The 20,546-nt window shown below is 71.4% G+C and carries 13 protein-coding genes; 12 read left to right on the top strand and 1 reads right to left on the bottom strand.

Features of this window, described 5'->3' with window-relative positions; translation table 11 throughout:
• Positions 1-147: 147 nt before the first annotated feature.
• The 8 genes from glgX (at position 148) to BJ964_RS01280 (ending at position 12,287) form a co-directional block, all read left to right on the top strand.
• Entirely contained in the window at positions 148-2,259 is a 2,112-nt protein-coding gene (gene glgX, locus BJ964_RS01315) for a glycogen debranching protein GlgX (RefSeq protein ID WP_188118940.1), read from the top strand.
• On the top strand, positions 2,259-4,535 hold the full coding sequence (treY, locus tag BJ964_RS01310; protein ID WP_188118939.1) for a malto-oligosyltrehalose synthase: 2,277 nt from the start codon (positions 2,259-2,261) through the stop codon (positions 4,533-4,535). Before glgX ends, treY begins: the two co-directional genes overlap by 1 nt.
• Entirely contained in the window at positions 4,532-6,259 is a 1,728-nt protein-coding gene (treZ, locus tag BJ964_RS01305) for a malto-oligosyltrehalose trehalohydrolase (protein WP_188118938.1), read from the top strand. Before treY ends, treZ begins: the two co-directional genes overlap by 4 nt.
• A 138-nt stretch (positions 6,260-6,397) precedes the next feature.
• Positions 6,398-6,649, top strand: coding sequence for a membrane protein insertion efficiency factor YidD (gene yidD, locus BJ964_RS01300; RefSeq protein ID WP_188126736.1), 252 nt, complete (start codon positions 6,398-6,400; stop codon positions 6,647-6,649).
• A gap of 55 nt (positions 6,650-6,704) precedes the next feature.
• Positions 6,705-7,871, top strand: coding sequence for a transporter substrate-binding domain-containing protein (locus tag BJ964_RS01295; protein ID WP_188118937.1), 1,167 nt, complete (start codon positions 6,705-6,707; stop codon positions 7,869-7,871).
• Complete coding sequence (locus BJ964_RS01290; protein ID WP_188118936.1) at positions 7,868-8,908, top strand: hypothetical protein; 1,041 nt, start codon at positions 7,868-7,870, stop codon at positions 8,906-8,908. The genes BJ964_RS01295 and BJ964_RS01290 overlap by 4 nt, the downstream gene beginning before the upstream one ends.
• 81 nt (positions 8,909-8,989) lie before the next feature.
• Positions 8,990-9,712, top strand: coding sequence for a PP2C family protein-serine/threonine phosphatase (locus tag BJ964_RS01285; protein ID WP_188118935.1), 723 nt, complete (start codon positions 8,990-8,992; stop codon positions 9,710-9,712).
• Between the two features lie 28 nt (positions 9,713-9,740).
• Positions 9,741-12,287 (top strand): putative bifunctional diguanylate cyclase/phosphodiesterase, encoded by a 2,547-nt coding sequence (locus tag BJ964_RS01280; protein WP_188118934.1) that lies wholly within the window; start codon positions 9,741-9,743, stop codon positions 12,285-12,287.
• Between the two features lie 2,148 nt (positions 12,288-14,435).
• Here the strand turns inward: BJ964_RS01280 and BJ964_RS01275 are convergent.
• A complete protein-coding gene (locus BJ964_RS01275) occupies positions 14,436-17,138 on the bottom strand; it encodes an ATP-dependent RNA helicase (protein WP_203832665.1) in 2,703 nt (900 codons plus the stop codon).
• A 259-nt stretch (positions 17,139-17,397) separates the two neighbouring features.
• On the opposite strand from BJ964_RS01275, the gene uraD reads away from it, so the two are divergent.
• Genes uraD through BJ964_RS01255 form a run of 4 tightly spaced genes read left to right on the top strand, consistent with a single transcriptional unit; the run spans position 17,398 to position 20,466 of the window.
• The gene (gene uraD / locus BJ964_RS01270; RefSeq protein WP_188118932.1) at positions 17,398-17,904 is read left to right on the top strand and encodes a 2-oxo-4-hydroxy-4-carboxy-5-ureidoimidazoline decarboxylase; all 507 of its coding nucleotides are present in this window, start codon (positions 17,398-17,400) and stop codon (positions 17,902-17,904) included.
• Complete coding sequence (gene uraH, locus BJ964_RS01265) at positions 17,894-18,253, top strand: hydroxyisourate hydrolase (protein WP_183215469.1); 360 nt, start codon at positions 17,894-17,896, stop codon at positions 18,251-18,253. Before uraD ends, uraH begins: the two co-directional genes overlap by 11 nt.
• A gap of 3 nt (positions 18,254-18,256) precedes the next feature.
• Entirely contained in the window at positions 18,257-19,117 is an 861-nt protein-coding gene (gene pucL / locus BJ964_RS01260; RefSeq protein ID WP_188118931.1) for a factor-independent urate hydroxylase, read from the top strand.
• A complete protein-coding gene (locus BJ964_RS01255; RefSeq protein ID WP_188118930.1) occupies positions 19,114-20,466 on the top strand; it encodes an 8-oxoguanine deaminase in 1,353 nt (450 codons plus the stop codon). The genes pucL and BJ964_RS01255 overlap by 4 nt, the downstream gene beginning before the upstream one ends.
• The last annotated feature ends 80 nt before the right edge of the window (positions 20,467-20,546 follow it).

The raw sequence follows: 20,546 nt of genomic DNA, 5'->3' as shown, positions 1-20,546 counted from the left end.
CTAACCGGACAGTCGGGCCGACGTTAGCAGTGAAGTCCGCGAGAATGACCTCTGACGCGGCCGCGCAGGGTTAGCCGGTCCCACGGATGGGCATGGATTCGCCCGCCGACCGCGATCATACGGACGGCCGAGGGGCGGGAGCACGATATGCAGGTCTGGCCTGGTCACCGGTACCCGCTGGGCGCTACTTACGACGGGACGGGCACGAATTTCGCGATCTTCTCCGAGGTGGCCGAGGCGGTCGAGCTCTGCCTGTTCGACCCCGCCGGCAACGAGCGGAAGGTGCAACTCCACGAGCAGGACGCGTTCGTCTGGCACGCGTACCTGCCCGGGGTGGAGCCGGGGCAGCGGTACGGCTACCGCGTCTACGGCCCGTACGAGCCACATCGCGGGCTCCGGTGCAATCCGCACAAACTGCTCATCGACCCGTACGCGCGGGCGGTGGACTCGGACATCGACTGGCATCCTTCGCTGTACGCGTACGACTTCGACAACCCGGACCAGATGTCGGATCTGGACTCGGCGCGGTACATGCCCAAGGGCGTGGTGGTGAACCCGTACTTCGACTGGGGCAACGACCGGCGGCCGGACATCCCGTACCACCACTCGGTCATCTACGAGACCCACGTCAAGGGGCTCACCCAGGCGCACCCGGACATCCCGCGGGACATGCGCGGCACCTACTCGGCGATCGGCCACCCGGCGATCATCGAGCACCTGAAGAGCCTCGGCGTGACCGCGGTCGAACTGATGCCGGTCCACCAGTTCGTGCACGACAACCGGCTGCACGATCTGGGGCTGCGCAACTACTGGGGCTACAACACGCTCGGGTTCTTCGCGCCGTACCACGGCTATTCGGCGATGGGCTCGCTCGGGCAGCAGACCCAGGAGTTCCGCGGCATGGTGAAGGCGCTGCACGCGGCCGGCATGGAGGTCATCCTCGACGTCGTCTACAACCACACGGCCGAGGGCAACCACCTGGGCCCGACGCTCTCGCTGAAGGGCATCGACAACCGGACCTACTACCGGCTGGTGGACGATCAGCCCCAGTTCTACATGGACTACACCGGTACGGGTAACAGCCTGAACGTGCGCAGCCCGCAGAGCCTCCAGCTGATCATGGACTCGTTGCGGTACTGGGTCACCGAGATGCACGTCGACGGCTTCCGGTTCGACCTCGCCTCGACGCTGGCCCGTGAGTTCTACGACGTGGACCGGCTGTCGACGTTCTTCGAGGTGGTGCAGCAGGATCCGGTGGTCGGCCAGGTGAAGCTGATCGCCGAGCCGTGGGACGTCGGGCCGGGCGGCTACCAGGTCGGCAACTTCCCGCCGAACTGGACCGAGTGGAACGGCAAGTACCGGGACACGGTCCGCGACTTCTGGCGCGGCGAGCCGGCCACCCTGGCCGAGTTCGCGTCGCGGATCACCGGCTCGGCCGACCTCTACCAGGACGACGGCCGTAAACCCTTCCACTCGATCAACTTCGTGACGGCGCACGACGGGTTCACCCTCAACGACCTGGTGACCTACAACGACAAACACAACCAGTCCAACGGTGAGGACAACCGGGACGGCGAGAGCCACAACCGGTCCTGGAACTGCGGTATCGAGGGCCCCACCAAGGACGAGAACGTCCTGGCGCTGCGGGCCCGGCAACGGCGTAACTTCCTGGCCACCCTGATGCTCAGCCAGGGCGTGCCGATGATCTCGCACGGCGACGAGATGGGCCGCACCCAGCAGGGCAACAACAACGCGTACTGCCAGGATACCGAGCTGAGCTGGATCGACTGGCAGAACGCCGACGAGCAGCTGCTGGAGTTCGCCCGCAAGGTGACCGCGTTCCGGCACCGGCACCAGGTCTTCCAGCGCCGCCGGTTCTTCACCGGCCTGCCGGTGACCGCCCGCGGTGGCGGCGACCCGCTGCCCGACCTGGAGTGGTTCACCCCGGACGGCCGGCAGATGGCCGGCGACGACTGGGGCAACGACTTCGGCCGGGCGGTGGCGCTCTTCGTCAACGGCGAGGGCATCCGCGAGCGCGGCCAGTACGGCCAGCGTCACGTGGACAGCTCGTTCCTGCTCTTCTTCAACGCGCACGACGCGCCGCTCGAATTCACCACTCCTCCCGCCGAGTACGGGGAGAAGTGGGAGAAGGTCATCGAAACCGCTGATCCGTCCCCGCACCGTCCGGCCGTCGTGGAGGCTGGGCACAGGATCTGGGTGCCGGATCGGTCCCTCATCGTGCTGGACAGGACGGTGTGATGCCCGACAACAGGCCGAGCGGTACCTATCGCGTTCAGGTCCGCCCCGATTTCCCCCTGCACGTCACCGCCGAACTCGTCGACTACCTCGCCGATCTCGGGGTGAGCCACCTCTACTCGGCCCCGTTGCTGACGGCGGCGCCCGGCTCCGAACACGGCTACGACGTGGTCGACCACTCGTCGGTGAACCCGGCCCTGGGCGGCGCCGACGGGCTGCTGCGTCTCAGCCGCGCGCTGAAGGCGGCCGGCCTCGGTCTGGTCGTCGACATCGTGCCCAACCACGCCGGGATCGCTGTCCCACATCTGAACCCCACATGGTGGGACATACTTCGTCGAGGCCAGAAGTCTGACTTTTCCCATTTCTACGACATCGATTGGTCGCGCGGCCGGCTGCTCATCCCGGTGCTGGCCGACTCCCCGGACGCCCTCGACGATCTGCGCGCCGAAGACGGCGAGCTGCGGTACTTCGACAAGCGGTTCCCGATCGCCGACGGCACCGGCGACGGCACGCCACGGCAGGTCCACGACCGGCAGCACTACGAGCTGGTCAACTGGACCCGCGGCGACACCGAGCTGAACTACCGCCGCTTCTTCGCCATCACCGACCTGGCCGGCCTGCGCGTCGACGATCCGGAGGTCTTCGACGCCACCCACGCCGAGATCCTGCGCTGGTACCGGGAGGGCATCGCGCAGGGCATCCGGGTCGACCACCCGGACGGGCTGCGGGACCCCGCCGGGTACTTCGCCCGGCTGCGGGAGGCCGCCCCGGACGCCTGGATCGTGGTGGAGAAGATCCTCGAACCGGGCGAGCGGCTCCCCGCCTGGCCGGTCGACGGCAGCACCGGCTACGACGCGATGTGCCTGCTGAACGGCGTCTTCGTGGACACCGCCACGGAGGCCTTCTTCGACACCCTGGACCGCCACCTGACCGGTGTCACCACCTCCTGGCAGGACCTGGTCCACCAGGCCAAGTACGCGGTCGCCACCGGGTGCCTGGCCGCCGAGCTGACCCGTCTGGCCGATCTGGCGCCGACGGTCGAGGACGCTCCCCGGGCCCTCGCCGAGCTGGCCGCCTGCTTCCCGGTCTACCGCTCCTACCTGCCGGCCGGGTCCCGGCACCTGGCCCAGGCCCGGTCCGAGGCGGGCCGTCGCCGGCCACACCTGATCAGCGCGCTCGACCAGCTCACCGCGCGCCTGCGCAACCCCACCGACGAACTCGCCATCCGGTTCCAGCAGTTCACCGGCGCGGTGATGGCCAAGGGCGTGGAGGACAACGCGTTCTACCGATGGACCCGGTTCGTGGCCCGCAACGAGGTGGGCAGCGATCCGGCCAGGTTCGGCGCCACCCCCGACGAGTTCCACGAGGCCGCCCTGGAGCGCCGGCAGGAGTGGCCCGGCTCGATGACCGCGCTGGCCACCCACGACACCAAACGCGGCGAGGACGTCCGGGCCCGCCTCGCGGTTCTCGCCGAGGTGCCGGGCGACTGGACCGAGGTGGTGCGCCGGTGGATCCGGTTCGCTCCGCTCCCGGACCCGTCGCTGGCCCATCTGATCTGGCAGGTCGCGGTGGGCGCCTGGCCGATCTCCCGGGAGAGGCTCCAGGCGTACGCCGAGAAGGCCGCCCGGGAAGCCGGGACCGGAACCTCCTGGCTGCGCCCCGACGAGTCCTTCGAGACCGCCCTGCGGCAGATGGTCGACCGGATCTACGACGATCCGGCCCTGCACCGTGAGGTCGCCGACTTCGCCGCCTCCATCACCCCGCCCGGCTGGTCCAACTCGCTCGGTCAGAAGCTCCTCCAGCTCACCATGCCCGGCGTGCCGGACGTCTACCAGGGCACCGAGCTGTGGGACCACTCGCTGGTCGACCCGGACAACCGGCGGCCGGTCGACTTCGCCGGGCGCCGTGCCCTGCTCAACCGCATCGACGACGGCTGGCTGCCGCCGGTGGACGCGACCGGCGCGGCCAAGCTGCTGGTCGCCAGCCGGGTGCTGCGGCTGCGCCGGCAGCGGCCCGAGCTGTTCGGCTCCTACCGGCCGGTCTACGCGGAAGGGCGGGCCGGGCACCACGCGGTCGCCTTCGACCGCGGCGGCGTGGTCGCGGTGGCCACCCGGCTGCCGATCGGATTGTCACGGCACGGCAGCTGGGGGGATACCAGCCTGTCACTGGACGGTCACAGTTGGACGGAAGTGTTCACTAACACCAGCTACGGTGGGAATCGCCTGCCGGTGGCCGAGCTGTTGCACACCTATCCCGTCGCTCTCCTGGTGAAGGAATGACTGTCTTCGAGGTATGGGCTCCGGAGAAGCGGGTCAGGCTGCGCCTCGGCGACCACGACCACGCCATGGAGGCCGGTGCGGACGGCTGGTGGCGGGCCGACGTGCCGGCGCCCGCCGACGCCTCCTACGGCTTCCTCCTGGAGGGCCGGGAGCAGCCGCTGCCGGACCCGCGGTCGCCCTGGCAGCCGGACGGGGTGCACGGCCTGAGCCGGCTCTACGACCACTCCACCTTCGCCTGGACCGACCAGGCGTGGACCGGCCGGCAGCTGCCCGGCTCGGTGCTCTACGAGCTGCACGTCGGCACGTTCACGCCGGAGGGCACGTTCGACGCGGCGATCGAGCGGCTGGACCACCTCGTCGACCTCGGTGTCGACCTGGTCGAGCTGCTGCCGGTCAACGCCTTCAACGGCACCCGCAACTGGGGCTACGACGGGGTCTGCTGGTTCGCGCCGCACGAGGCGTACGGGGGACCCGACGGCCTGAAACGCCTCGTCGACGCCGCGCACGCCCGGGGTCTCGGCGTCGTGCTGGACGTCGTCTACAACCACTTCGGCCCCTCCGGGGCGTACGCGCCGATGTTCGCCCCCTATCTGGGCAGCGGCAGCAACCCCTGGGGCAGCACGGTCAACCTGGACGGCCCGGGCTCCGGCCACGTGCGCCGCTACATCATCGACAGCGTGCTGATGTGGCTGCGCGACTACCACGTCGACGGTCTGCGGCTGGACGCCGTGCACGCGCTGCACGACGAGGGCGCCGTGCACCTGCTCGAGGAGATGGCGGTCGAGGTCGAGACCCTCGCCACCGAGCTGCGGCGGCCGCTGTCGCTGATCGCCGAGTCCGACCTCAACGACCCCAAGCTGATCACCCCGCGCGAGGCGGGCGGGTTCGGCCTGCACGCGCAGTGGGACGACGACGTGCACCACGCGCTGCACACCCTGCTCACCGGCGAGCGCCAGGGCTACTACGGGGACTTCGGATCGCTCGACTGCCTGCGTACCGTGCTGGAGGGCGCGTTCTTCCACGCCGGCACCTGGTCGTCGTTCCGCGGCCGCCGGCACGGCCGCCCGGTCGACCGGCAGCGCACCCCCGGGCACCGGTTCGTCGCCTTCCTCCAGAACCACGACCAGATCGGCAACCGGGCGATCGGCGACCGGCTCGCCGCCACCCTCTCGCCCGGCCTGCTGAAAGTGGCCGCCACCCTGCTGCTCACCGCACCGTTCACGCCGATGCTCTTCATGGGCGAGGAGTGGGCGGCCGGCAGCCCCTGGCAGTACTTCACCAGCCACCCGGAGCCCGACCTGGCCGCCGCCGTGCAGAACGGGCGACGTAGGGAGTTCGCCCGGCACGGGTGGGCCGAGGCCGACGTGCCCGACCCACAGGACCCGGCCACCTTCGAGCGCTCCAAACTCGACTGGTCCGAGCTCCAGAAACCCGGCCACGCCGAGATCCTGGAGCTGTACCGGAAGCTGATCCGGCTGCGCCGGAGCACCCCCGGCCTCACCGACCCGTGGCTGCACAGGGTCGAGGTCCGGCACGGCGACCGGCACGTGGTGATCCGCCGCGGGCCCAGCGTGGTGGCCGCCAACCTGGCGGACACGCCCCAGACGGTCAGCGTGCCGGCGCTGCCCCGATCGGTGCTGCTGGCCACCTCGCCCGGCGTGGTCGTCGAGCGGGACCGGCTCGTCCTGCCGCCGGAGAGCGCCGCCGTCGTCGCGGTTCGCTGACGTGCGGCGATCCGCCATCATGTGCTCGTGAGCGTGCGGAAATCGCGGAAGAAGAAGAAAAAGTCGCACTGGTGGGACAACTGCGACCCGGGCTGTGACTGTGACATCCCCGGCTGTGACTGCTTCTCGCTGAGCACCATGGTGCGGCTGTCCTCGGTGCTGTTCTTCGAAAAGAGCCGGTCGGAGCGCGTCGTGGTCGGCGCGATCCACGGCTACCGGAAGGTCTCCCCGAAGCTGCCCACCCGCTGCCGGTACACGCCTACGTGCAGCGCCTACGCGTTGCAGGCGATCGACCGGCACGGGCTGCGGGCCGGGCTGCGGCTCACCGCGGGCCGGCTCGCCCGGTGCCGTCCCGGTGTCCCGTTCGGTACCGGGGACCCCGTTCCCTGACACCGTCGTGCACCATGACTCGTCAGAAGCTCCTCAGGAGCGAAGGGACGGGTCGATGGGGGACACGAACAGGCCGCCAGGCCAACAGTGGCGGCTGCCCCGGCAGCTCCAGATGGCGCCGGAGCTGGTCCGGCAGTTGCTGCGCACCCCGCCGCCCCCGGCGCCGGGGCAGCCCGAGCCGACCGCCGAGGAGATCGCCTCGCAGACGCTCGCCCAGCAGGAGGTGATCGAGGAGGTCATCACCGAGGTCCAGAACGCCATCGTGGTGGACCGGGAGTACCGGTTCAAGGTGTGGCGGCTGGCCGGGCTCGGGCTGCTCATCGTGATCACCATCGCGGTGGTGCTGGGCCGGCTGTTCGTGGGCGGGCCGCCGTCGGTGGCCGAGCTGCGCGAGCAGGCCGGCGTCGACACCTGGACCGAGCTGAAGATCGGGGTCAAGGACGACCAGTTCGGTACGGCCTACTACAACCCGGTCACGAAACAGTGGTCCGGTTTCGACATCGACGTGGCGTACATGATCGCGGAGGATCTCGGGTTCCGCCGGGAGGACGTGCGGTTCTACGGCATGGAGAGCGAGGACCGGGCCCGGATGCAGGCCAACGATCCGGTCTCCGGCGAGCGGGTGACGGTGCAGATGGTGATCGCCAGTTACAGCATCACCGAGGCGCGCGAGGAGATGGCCGGGGTGACCTTCTCCCAGGGGTATCTCGACACCGAGCAGTCCGTCGTGACCCTGAAGGACCACTCGCCGGTCTCCGCGCTGGAGGATCTGGCGGGCAAGAACGTCTGCAGTCTGTCCACCTCGACGAGCCAGTCGGTGCTCGACCGTGTGAGGGCCGTCGTGGTCCGTAAGAACCGGGTCCGGGAGTGTTTCGCGCTGCTCGACACCCGGCAGGTCGAGGCGGTCAGCACCGACGCCGCGATCCTCGCCGGCTGGAAGCACCAGTTCCCCGACAAGTACTCGCACTTCGACCTCGGGCTGGACACCACCGAGCGCTGGGGCGTCAACGTCGGAGAGAACCCGGCCCTGAAGGAACTCGTCGACCTCACCTTCTACCGCTCCTGGGCGGACCCCAAGGACAGCCGCTGGGAGGAGGCCTACGACCGCAACTTCCAGGTCGAGGTGGAAGACAACGGCGGCACCCCGATCGCGGTGGCCCACCAGCCGAGGGCCGAGCGGCCCGACGTGCGCTGGCTGCCGTGGGAGGACCCGCTCGGATGAGCGAGATCGAGATCCACACCGGCGCCGTCAGCAAGGACCGGCCGCTGCCCCGGAAGAGCTACCGCGCCGAGCTGAACTGGCTGCTCGCCGTCCTGCCCGGCTTCCCGCTGCTGCTGCTCGTGCTGCGGTTGTGGTACCTCAGCCGGCAGGACCTGCCCACCATGCTGCTGCTCGTGCAGTACATCAACCCGCTCGGCATGCTCGGCGCGCTCTTCATCACACTGAGCTGGACCATCCCGGCCGCCATCCTGCTGATCCGGGTGCTCGGCGGCATCCTGCTGGTCAGCGTCCCGGGGCGGACCGCCAACTCGTTCCTCGCGGTGACCGCCCTGCGGATGCCCGGCTGGGTGGTGGTGATCGCCACCGGGATCGCCGCCTTCACCTGGCAGCTACGGATGCTGCCGCTGCTCATGATGCTGATCGTCGCCATCCTCGGGCTCACCGCGGTGCAGGGCGAGCCGGGGGATCCGTGGGTGATGTGGTGGCTCACCCTCGGCGTACCGGTCCTCACCGGGATCCTGGTCTGGCTCTTCGTCTGGCCGGCGGTGGTGGCGGCGGTCCGTGCCGGGGAGTGGGCGACCGCGGTGCTCCTCGCCGTACCCCCGTTCTTCGGTCCTCTCCTGACCGGCCCGGTGCCGGAGCGATGGGCCCGGATCGCCACCCACTGGCCCGCCGTGGCGGCGGCCTTCGCCATGCCGTTCGTGGTCGGCGTCGTCTTCCTGCGCGCCCCCGTGCTGCCGGACAGTGCCGTCGAGGTGACGCCGGAGAAGGAGCCGGTCCGGGTCGTCCGCGGCCAGCTGATCGCGGTCGACGACACCTCCACCACCGTGCTCCAGCCCACCGGCGAGGTGATCTTCATCCCGAACGGCGAGGTCCGCTCCAAGACCCTCTGCCCGCAGGCGGCACAGCCGCCGGAGAGCGGCGTCACCGTCCGGGGATGGCCGGTCGAGGCATCCGCACTCCAGTGGATCGCACCGACACGCACCGTCACCGAAATCGATCCACGGTGCCTCGGGCGCCCGCTTGAGCGGGGTTGAGTGTATTTTCAGCAACGACATGTGCGACATGCCGCCCACCACGTGCAGACAGGCTGGCGCCGACCTGGCAGGCTGCACGCCATGACCTTGCACCTCCGGTGGGCGGCCGTGACCGACCAAGGACACGTCCGGAGCAACAACGAGGACTGTCACTACGCCGGTGATTGGCTTCTCGTCGTCGCGGACGGCATGGGCGGCATGGCCGCCGGCGATCTGGCCAGCCGGATCGCCATCGAAGCCATGGTCTCGCTCGACACCCCGATCGACACCGAGCATCAGATGGACGCCCTGCACCGCGGGCTGGAGTTGGCCAACGGCCGGATCGCCGAACAGGTGGCCGCCGACCCCTCCCTCGCCGGCATGGGCACCACGCTGACGGCGGTCCTCTTCAACGGCGAACGGGCCGCCATGGCCCACGTCGGAGACTCCCGTGCGTACCTGTTGCGCGACGGCCGCCTCAACCAGCTCACCAAGGACGACACGTACGTCCAGATGCTCGTCGACCAGGGACTGATCAAACCGGAGGAGGCGGCCGCCCATCCGCGGCGGGCCGTCGTCACCCGGGTTCTCCAGGGAGAGCCGGTGACTCCGGCCTACGTCATCGTCGAGCCGCAGCCGGGCGACCGCTGGATGCTGTGCAGCGACGGGCTCACCGGTGTGGTGCCGGACCCGGTCCTCGAAGAGGAGCTGCGCACTGTCCAGGATCCCAAGCAGTGCGCAGAGCGTCTCATCGATCTCGCGCTCCGTGGCGGTGGGCCGGACAATGTGACGGTGGTAGTCGCCGACGTGACAGCCGGGGACTGACCCGCTCCCCTGTCAGAAGGTGGCTCTCGTGGCAGTCATCACCACGGCGCTGATCCTGGGCCTGGTCGCGTTCGGTGAACTCGTCCTCGGCACCCCACGCCACTTCACCGCCACGGCCCAGCTGACCGCCGGGGTCGTCGCGGCCACGGTGTGCATCGCCGTCGGCCGCGGCCGGACCGGCTTCCCGCGCCAATGGCGGCTGTTCGCCGCGGCCGGACTGGCCGTCTGGACGCTCACCCGCGTGTGGTGGGCGCTCGGCGACCCGCCGCCGGCCGTGTACGGCATCGGCTACCTGGTGCTGCCCGCCTGCATGCTGCTCGGCCTGCTCGGCGCCGTGCACACCCGGCCGCGGCCGGTGCCGACGTCACCGCTGCGCGACCAGATCGCCCTCGTCATCGACAGCGTGCTGATCACCGGCTCGGTGCTCGCCCTGGTCCGGTCGATGATCCCCGGCGACCCGCTCGGCGACCTCACCGGGACGGCCCTGCTCGGCTACGTCATCGCCGACCTGATCCTGGTCACCATGGCGGTGCTGCTGCTCACCACCCGGCCCGACTCACCCGCCGGGCGGCGGCCGCTGCGGCTCGTCGCGGTGGCGCTCGTCGCCTTCGGCGCAGCCGACGCGATCCGGCTCCTCGACGGTGGGTCGGCCTGGCTTCTCGGGCTGGAGAACGCCGGACATCTGATGGGGCCGGCGTTCATCGCGCTGGCCGCGCTCAGCCCCAGCCGTCCGGCGCTCACCCGGCCGTCCGCCGAACTGCTCCAGCGGGACTGGTTCCACCTGCTCCTCCCGTACGGGCCGGTGCTGGTGACCGGGGCGGTGCTGGTGGCGGGAACGGTGGCGGGCAGCGCGCTCACGCCGTTCGAGGCCTACCTCGGCTGGCTCGGCCTGGCCCTCGTGGTGACCCGGCAGATGATCACCATCGTGGACAACACCGTCCTGTTCGACCGGGTCGCGGAAACCCAGCGGCGGTTGCACCATCAGGCGTACCACGACCCGCTCACCGGCCTGGCCAACCGCGCGCTGTTCCGCGAACGCCTGGTACTCGCCATCGACGCCCACCACCAGCACGGGGTGCCGGTCGCCGTCCTCTTCGCCGACCTCGACGACTTCAAACTCATCAACGACACGTTCGGGCACGCCATGGGCGACCGGGTGCTGCACGCCATCGGCGAGCGGATGCGGGCCTGCGTCCGCCCGCAGGACCTGGTGGCCCGGCTGGGCGGCGACGAGTTCGCGGTCGTCCTCGACCAGTCGCCCCAGCCCGCGCCCGCGCCGCGACGCCGTCTCCGGTCCCGCTGGGGGGCGGCGGCGCGAGGCCGTCGCTACATCCTCTCCGCCGCGGGGGTACGGGTGACGAGCGGCCCCGGCGCGCCCGGTCAGCCGCTCGGCCGTTCCGTGGACGGGCCCTCGCGCGCCACCGAGCCCGTCCTGCCGCACGTCCCGTCGTCCCGCAGGCCCGCCTCCCATCAGCTGAACGGCGGGCCGCCGACTTCCCCGGCGTCCTCGGCGTCCTCGGCGTCCTCGGCTGATGAGGCGGGGCCGGTGGGGGAGAGCTGGGCCGTGGAGGCCGAGGCGATCGGGCAACGGCTGCTGGCGGCGCTGCGGGAGCCGTACCTCATCGACGGCCGCTCGGTCGGCGTCGGCGTCAGCATCGGCCTGGTCGCGGCGGAACCGGGCGACCGGCTCTCCGCCGACCTGCTGCTGCGCCGCGCCGACGCCGCGATGTACGCGGTCAAGCGCCGCGGCAAGGGTGCCCTCATCCGCTACACCGGCCGCCGCGACTCCGGCCCCAACGCCGACCTGCCCCAACTGCTGGCGGGCGCCCTCGCCGACGGCGGCAGCCCGGCCGAAGCCGGGTTCGAAGTCCACTACCAGCCGATCGTGCGGCTCGGCGACAGCGCGACCGTCGCGGTGGAGGCCCTCGCCCGCTGGACCGACCCGGTGGCCGGCCCGGTCCACCCCGACGTCTTCGTCACGATGGCCGAACGCACCGGCCTGGTCGCCGCCATCGACGACTTCGTCCTCGACCGGGCGTGCGCCGACGCCGCGGTCCTGGCCGAACGCTTCGGCCGCCCGATCGACCTGCACGTCAACGTCTCCGCCGGCCGGCTCGGCCAGCAGGGCCTGGAAGACGCGGTGACCGCCGCCCTGGCCCGGCACGGGGTGCCGGCCGCCCGCCTGGTCATCGAGATCACCGAGACGCTGCGCATCCCCGACCTGCCCCGCGCGGCCGCCGTCGTGGGCAGGCTCAGAGCCTTGGGCGTACGGGTGGCACTCGACGACTTCGGCAGCGGCTTCAACGCCCTCGCCCAACTCCACGCCATCCCGGTCGACATCGTCAAACTCGACTCCACCCTGACCGACGTGTCCAGCGCCTCGGACCGTTCCGGCGCCCTGTGCCGTTCGGTGCTGTCCATCTGCGCCGAACTCGGCATCACCGTGGTGGCCGAGGGCCTGGAGACCCCCGAGCGTTCCGCGGCCCTGGAGGAACTGGGCTGCCCACTGGGCCAGGGCTACCTCTTCGGGGCTCCCGTACCGCTCGCCCAACTGGGCCCCTCACCCACCGACTAGAGATCTTTCGCGGTCTTGTACGAGTGTCCTTGTCCCGCCTTTTCAGGGCCGTCCCGTCCGGTCGGCGCGATCCTGCTGCCTACTTCGGCCTGTGCCGCGCCCGCCGGGCGGAGATCGGTGCCCGGGCGCCTGCCACCCGCTGCTTTCGCTCCCGCTGGGTGGGTGGTCGCGGTGTTGCCGGCCGGGCTTCCGGGTTGCCCTCTGCGGTAGCGCCGGTGGCCCGGTGCGGTGGTCCCGCTCTTGCTTCCCAGGCGCGGAGGGTTGTCTGCTCGCGGCCGTTGCGCCGGCCACCCTGGGCGGGCGGTCGCGGTTTGCTTCCCAGGCACGGGGGGTTGTCTGCTCGCGGCCGTTGCGCCGGCCACCCTGGGCGGGCGGTCGCGGTTTGCTTCCCAGGCACGGGGGGTTGTCTGCTCGCGGCCGTTGCGCCGGCCACCCTGGGCGGGCGGTCGCGGTTTGCTTCCCAGGCACGGGGGGTTGTCTGCTCGCGGCCGTTGCGCCGGCCACCCTGGGCGGGCGGTCGCGGTTTGCTTCCCAGGCACGGGGGGTTGTCTGCTCGCGGCCGTTGCGCCGGCCACCCTGGGCGGGCGGTCGCGGTTTGCTTCCCAGACACGGAGTTGCCTGCTTGCGGCCGTCACGCCGGTCGGGCTGGGTGGGTGGTTGCGGTGTTGCTTCCCAGGCACGGAGTTGCCTGCTTGCGGCCGTTGCGCCGGCCACCCTGGGTGGGTGGTTGCGGTTTTGCTTTCCAGGCACGGGGCTGCCCGCTCCCGGCCGTCACGCCGTTCCCTCTGGGCGGGTGGTCGCGCTTACGTGAGGGTGGGCGCGCACGGTGGTGGTGTCGTGGTCGTCTACGTGCCCTATCGGGGCGATGGCCGTCCACGTGGTGGTTTTAGTGTGCGTTCACCGCCGAAAGCCCGGCCGGCCGGCACTCCGCATGAGCGAGGGACCCGGTTCACCGGCTCTTGTGGAGGATCGAGGTAGCCGGAGAGTCTCGTTTTCGGTTGTCGCCGGGGTGGATGTCGAGTCGCTTGTTCGCGTGTTTCCCGTCTTCGCCGCGAGGTTCGGCCGGTCATCGTCGGCCGCGCAAGTCATCCGCAGGCGCCGATGTGAATCTTGGGTGATCGTCACCGAGCGCGCGATCTTGCGCCATTGTGGCCATCCGGGAGTCTCCTTCTTGGGCGTTCGCGGTTCTCCGTCAAGCGCCCGGTCGGGCGAACCGCCAAATGGGGGGCGCCGTCCGCCGCGCTAGGCGGAAATGGGGCTTTCGCCGGAAACAGTCGCCCGTTTCGCCCGCTTTGCCTGCCGCTGTTGTGCGATCTTGAACGATTTACCACCGCCTCGGGTGGTAAATCGTTCAAGATCGCTCCGGGTGAGGCGTCCTGCTGTCGAGGGATTGCGGATTCGGCCGTGGGCAGCCAAGAAGAATACTCCCGGATGTATCCGATACCCCAAGGTCTTCCAGCGGAAATGGATCATGGGCGATGGTTGGCCGCCGGGCAACAGCCGGGAATCAAGATCGGCCCGACGGCCACTATCGCCCAAGATCGCCGGTGAGTCGGGGTGACGCCGCAGCCATCCGAATGCGCGACTCGACATCGCGGCCACCCGCAACCGAGAAACAGGCTCCGGAGCGGCACGGATGTACCACGCACCCTCACGCACCCAAGATCGTGGTCACGGTGAGTGACTTCGGCGGTTCCGTGGCGCGGCCGGTATCACGCGCCACCACCCGCCTGGCGCGAGCGGCGTGACGGCCGGGAGCAGCGGCACGGCTGGCTGGGAAGCATGACCGCAACCACGCACCCGGAGCGACTGGGGCGATGGCCGGGAGCAGTGCCCCGGGTGTCTGGCGATCACGGCCGTAGCCACCCGCCTGGCGGGAGTGGCGTGACGGCTGGGAGTGGCGCCCCGGGTGCCTGGTACGCCGCAACCGCAACCACCCACCCGGGGCGAGCGGCAGGAACATGCGGGAGTGGCCAACCGATCTGAGCCCGGCGGGCGCGGCACAGGCCGTAGCGGGCAGCAAGATCGCGCCGACCGGACGGGACGGCCCTGATGGGGCGGGACGAGGACACGCGTACCGAGAAAGAAGCCGGAAGCGAAACGCGGACCTCGACCACAAAGGCGCGACAGGGGCGCGCCTGCACTGAGTCACCGCGAGCGTGGGTTGGTGCGGCGGGTGGGTTCCGCCGTGGTCGGATCCTCCGGCCACGGGTGACGCGGGTAGCGGCCACGCATCTCGGCCCGCACCTGCGGATAGCCCTGCACCCAGAACGAGCCGAGATCGCGGGTGACCGCCACCGGCCGCCCGGCTGGGGACAGCAGATGCAGCAGAACCGGAACCCGGCCGTCGGCCAGCCGTGGCGCCTCCCGCCAGCCGAACGCCTCCTGCACCTTCACCGCCAGCACCGGCGATGCCGGATCCCGGTAGTCGACCCGCACCTGTGAGCCGCTCGGTACCGGTAGCCGTTCCGGGGCCACCTCGTCCAGCCGGCCCGCCACTCGCCACGGCACGAGACGCCGCAGCCCGGCGGCGACGTCCAGCTTCGCCAAGTCGGCCCGGCGACGGGCGGAACCGAGATCCAGCCAATCCTCCAGGCTCGCGAGCAGCGCGGCATCGGACACGTCCGGCCACGGATCACCGAGCGCCGCATGGGCGAAGGCCAACCGCTGCCGCAGTTCCCCGGTGGTCCGGCTCCAGGTCAGCAGACCGAGCCCCGACTCCCGCAGCCCGGTGATCAGGGCCTCCCGGACGAGCGCCGGGTCGGGATCGCTCAGCCGCCCGGAGACCAGCGTGATCGCCCCCAGACGCTGAACCCGCCGGGCCACCACGTCCCCGTCGATCCAGCCGATCTCGACGGCGTCGGTGAGCAGCGGCGCGGCCACCTCCCGAGCGGTCTCCTCGTCGATCGGCGCGGCACTGCGGATCCGCGCCACCCGGGCCCCGGCCGCCCGATCGGCGCTCGCGACGACGATCCACGGTGTGCCGGCGAGCGAGCTCCCGGCCGGCAGTTCGGCCGCGGTTCCGCCGGCCATGAGGTACGCCCGCCCGCCCGGCTCCCGGGCCCGCGCCACCCGCTCCGGGAATGCCAGCCCCACCACCAGCCCGGCCGCCAGGTCGTCCCCCAGCACGGGGCCGCCGGGCTCACTCGGGGCGGGTACCCGCGCGGGTACGTCGTGGCGGGTTGAGGCGGCCAGCTCGCCTGCGGTTGCTGCCTGGGCGGCCGTGTCGCGGTCGGATCGGGTGGCCGGCTCGCCTGGGGTGGACGCGTTGCGGTCGGATGGGGCGACCGGCTCGCCTGGGATGGACGCGTTGCGGTCGGATGGGGTGGGTGTGCCGCGGTGGGATGTGGGCTCCGCGGGCGGTGGCGGGGTGGCCCGGTCGATGGCGTGGGTGAGGCGGCGGACCTCGGCCCGCCAGGCGGCGTCGTTCGTGGTCCGGGAGCGGCGCCACGCGGCGACCACGTCGTCGGTGGTCGCCCGGTCGTCGTCGAGGACGGCGACCAGTTCGGCGGCGCGCCGGGCTCCGATCGTGGCGGCGCCGTCGAGGAGGGCGCGGGCCCAGCGTGGGTGGAGGCCGGCGCCGGCCAGGGCGCGGCCGCGTGCGGTGACCCGGCCGTCGGAATCGAGTGCGCCGAGGTCGTGCAGCACGGCGGTGGCGGCGCGGAGGGCGCCGGCCGGCGGTGGGTCGGGCAGGGCGAGGCCGACGCCGTCGGGATGCCCCCAGAGAGCCAGGTCCAGGGCGAACCCGGTGAGGTCGGCGGCCGCGATCTCCGGCTCGGGCTGGGCGGGCAGCCGGTCGTGCAGGGCCGGTGACCAGCACCGGTAGACACGGCCGGGCGCCTCGCGGCCGGCTCGCCCGGCTCGCTGGTCGGCGCTGGAACGGGAGACCGGCACCGTGGCCAGGGCGCCGAGGCCGCGGGCGTGATCCATCCGTGGCACCCGGCTCAGCCCGGCATCGACCACCGCGCGGACCCCCGGGACCGTGAGGCTGCTCTCGGCGATCGCCGTGGCCAGCACCACCCGGCGCCGTGGGCCGGCACGCAACGCCGCGTCCTGAGCCGAGCCGGACTGGCGGCCGTGCAGCGTGACCAGGTCGGCGTCCAGATCGCGGAGACGGCCGGCGACGGTCTCGATCTCCCGCGCTCCGGGCAGGAAGACCAGGACGTCGCCGTCGCCCTCGGCCAGGGCACGTCGCGTCGTCACGGCCACGTGGTCGAGCAGGCGTGGGTCGACGCGCAGGCCGTGCGGTGGCGTCACCGGGCCGGCCGGGGGAGCCCAGATCACGTCGACCGGGTAGGCCTTGGCGTGTGCCGTTACCACCGGCGCCGGAGTGCCCGGCTCGCCGAGGACCGTGGCGAGGCGGTCGGCGTCCGCGGTGGCCGAGGTGGCGAGCAGGCGCAGGTCGGGGCGGAGCGCGGCGCGCACCTCGACCAGGAAGGCGAGCGCCAGGTCGGAGTCGAGATGCCGCTCGTGGCACTCGTCGAGAATCACCGTGCCGGTGCCGGCGAGCTCCGGGTCGGACTGCAGGCGCCGGACCAGGAGACCGGTGGTGACGACCTCCACCACGGTCTCGCGGGACACCTGACGCTCGCCGCGCACCGCATAACCCACCCGGCCACCGGGGCGCTCACCGAGCAGCGACGCCATCCGGCGGGCGGCCGCCCGGGCGGCGACCCGCCGTGGCTCGGCCACGATGACCCGCCCGCCGGTGGCGAGCGCCAGCGGGACCAGCGTGGTCTTGCCGGTGCCGGGTGGAGCGACCAGGACGGCGGCGCCGGTGTCGGCGAGAGTGGCGGCGACCCGGGGCAGCACGGGGCGGACCGGGAGGTCGGGAAGAGCGTCGGCGGCGATGAGCACGGGCCCAGTCTGGCCCATCCCTGTGACACTTCCGCGGTTGTCCACAGGCCGCCCACCGCCTAGCACATTCCCGGCGCGAACGGGCGTTGTCCACAGAAGCTGTTACGCCCACCGGCGTCGTCCACAGGCGAGATTTTCTTGCGTGTTTCGTGGCAGGGTGGCGGACGAACGAGCCCTGTTAATTCTTCGGTCCGCCGGTGCACACGGCGGGCCGTGCCTGATTGACTGGCCAAGATCGACGAGGGGGTGACCGATGGGTGTGGTCGATGTCTTCAACGCTCTGCCCACGGAGCGTCTGGAGGAGGAGCTGCTCGCCTGCTGCGCGGCGCCCGCCTGGGGCGCCCGGATAGCCGCGGGCCGGCCCTATGCCGACCGGGCCGCGATCCTCGCCTCCGCCGACGCGGCGTCGCGGGCGCTGAGCTGGTCCGATGTGCTGCGTGGGCTGTCCGCTCATCCACGCATCGGCGAGCGCGCCGCCGGGCAGTCCAAGGAGGCCGCCTGGTCCCGGGTGGAGCAGTCGGCCGCGGCGGTCAGCGCTGACGAGGAGACCAAGTCCGCCCTCGTCCTGGCGAACAAGGAGTATGAGGCCCGGTTCGGGCACGTGTTCCTGATCTTCGCGAGTGGTCGCACGCAGGCCGAGATCCTCGCTGTGGCACGGGAGCGTCTCGGCAACGACGACGCAGGAGAGCGGGCGATCGTGTCCGGGGAACTGGGCCGGATCGCGCGGCTGCGGCTGGAGCGGGTGCTCGATGCCCTCTGACGGCGTGACGGCCGAGTTCCACGCCCGGATCTCGACCCACATCCTGGACACGGTGACCGGCGAGCCGGCCCGGGACGTCTATGTCCGGCTGGAGCGCCGCGATGCCGACGGCTGGGGCACCATCGCCGAGGGCCGCACCGACGACGACGGCCGCCTGCGTTACGAGGTGCCGATGCACGCCTGGCAGGCCGGCGGTTACCGCCTCTTCTTCTACGTGGAGCCCTACCTGGGCGGCGACTGCTTCTTCCCGGAGATCACGATCGCCTTCCACGTGCACGACCCGAATCGTCACTACCACGTGCCGTTGCTGCTGAGCCGGTACGGCTACACCACCTACCGAGGGAGCTGACCGTTGGCGATCGTTCTCGGACCGAACCGTTACGGCAAGGCGGAGACCCGTCTCGTCCGGGTGCACCGCGACGGGGAGACACACGGCCTGGTCGACCTCAACGTCAGCGTGGCGCTCTCCGGCGACCTGACCGCCACCCACCTGACCGGGGACAACTCCGGTGTCCTGCCGACCGACACGATGAAGAACACGGTGTACGCGTTCGCCCGGAAGCACGGGGTCGGCGAGCCCGAGGCGTTCGCCCTGCTCCTGGCGCGGCACTTCGTCGCCACCCAGCCGCAGGTGCACGGGGCGAAGGTGTCGATCGAGTCGTTCGGGTGGGAGCGGCTCGGCCCGCACTCGTTCCGGCGGCGGGGTGACCACACCCGTACCACCGTGGTCACCGTGACCGAGGAGGCCACCCAGGTGGTTTCCGGCGTCGCCGGCCTGGTGCTGCTGAACTCGACGGATTCCGAGTTCCACGGTTTCGTACAGGACGAGTTCACCACCCTGCCGCCGGCCACCGACCGGATCCTGGCGACCGCGGTGGACGCCCGCTGGCGGCACCGCGACGACGGCGCCGACTGGGCGAAATCCTTCGAGGGCGCGCTGGACGCCCTGGTCGGTGCTTTCGTCGGTACCTACAGCTATTCGCTGCAACAGACGCTGTATGCGATGGGCAGCCGGCTCCTGGAGGATCGGCCCGAGGTGGCGGAGGTGCGACTGGCGCTGCCGAACAAGCATCACTACCTCGCCGACCTGTCGCCGTTCGGGCTGGACAACCCGAACGAGGTGTTCATCGCCGGCGACCGGCCGTACGGGTTGATCGAGGGCAGCGTGACCCGCGACGACGCGCCGCCGGCGACCGCGGGATGGTGGCTGTGATCCTCATCGAGAACGCGGCGGTCGCCACCGTCGACCCGGCCGGGCGGGAGCACACCACCGGTTACGTACTGGTCGGCGACGACAGGCGGATCGCGGCCGTCGGAGCGGGCCGGGCGACCGCCGTGCCCGAGGGCACCCGCCGTGTCGACGGTTCCGGTTGCCTGGTCACGCCCGGTCTGGTGAACACACATCACCATCTGTACCAGTGGGCGACCCGCGGCCTGGCGCTGGACGAGACGCTGTTCGGCTGGCTGACCACGCTCTACCCGATCTGGGGCCGGCTGGACGCCGAGGTTGTCGGTGCGGCGGCCGGGGCGGGTCTCGGCTGGCTGGCGTTGTCCGGCTGCACCACGAGCATGGACCATCACTACGTCTTCCCCCGCGACGGCGGCGATGTGCTGGCCGCGGAGATCGAGGCGGCGCGGCTGATCGGCGTGCGGTTCCATCCGACCCGCGGCTCGATGGACCTGAGCCGCAAGGACGGCGGCCTCCCACCCGACCACGTCGTCGAGGACACCGACGAGGCGCTCGCCGCCACCGAGGCGGCCGTCGACCGCTGGCACGACCCGTCGCCGGACTCGATGCTGCGGATCGCGGTGGCCCCCTGCTCGCCGTTCTCGGTGACGACCCGGCTCATGGAGGAGGCCGCGACGCTGGCCCGGCGCAAGGGGGTGCGCCTGCACACCCACCTGGCCGAGACCGACGACGAGGAGGAGTTCTGCCGGAAGCAGTTCGGCTGCACCCCGGTGGAGTACGCGGAACGCGTCGGCTGGCTCGGTGACGACGTCTGGCTGGCGCACGGCGTGCACCTGGACGACTCGGCGATCGCCAAGCTGGGCGCCACCGGCACCGGCGTGGCGCACTGCCCGAGTTCGAACGCACGGCTCGGCGCCGGCATGGCCCGGGTTCGCGAGCTGCTCGACCACGGCGTCCCGGTGGGCCTGGGCGTCGACGGGTCCGCCTCGCAGGAGGTCTCGCATCTGGGCGCCGAGTTGCGGCAGGCGCTCTACACGGCCCGGTCGCGCGGCGGCCCGAAGGCGATGGACGCGCGGGAGGCGCTGCGGCTCGGCACCATCGGCGGCGCCCGGTGCCTCGGCCGGGCGGACGATCTCGGTTCGCTGGAGGTCGGCAAGCTGGCCGATCTGGTGATGTGGCGGCTCGACGGGCTGGGGCACGACGGCATCGACGACAAGGTCGCGGCGCTGGTCTTCGGCCCACCGGCGCGGGTCGACCTGGCGCTGGTCGGCGGCCGTCCGGTGGTCGAGCGCGGCGAGCTGGTCAACGCCGACGCCGACACTCTCACCGAGCGTGCCCGGCGGGCGCATCGGCGGCTCATGGACGCCGGATAGAGAAGTAAGCCACAGCGGCCGGGGGGTGGTAGACCGGTGGGAAGGACCATGAATAATGCTCGATTACGGTACGGGGGAGT

It is taken from the genome of Actinoplanes lobatus, from assembly GCF_014205215.1.
Classification (GTDB): domain Bacteria; phylum Actinomycetota; class Actinomycetes; order Mycobacteriales; family Micromonosporaceae; genus Actinoplanes; species Actinoplanes lobatus.
The sequence above is the reverse complement of the archived record's forward strand: the minus strand, read 5'-3'. Positions and strand labels throughout refer to the sequence as shown.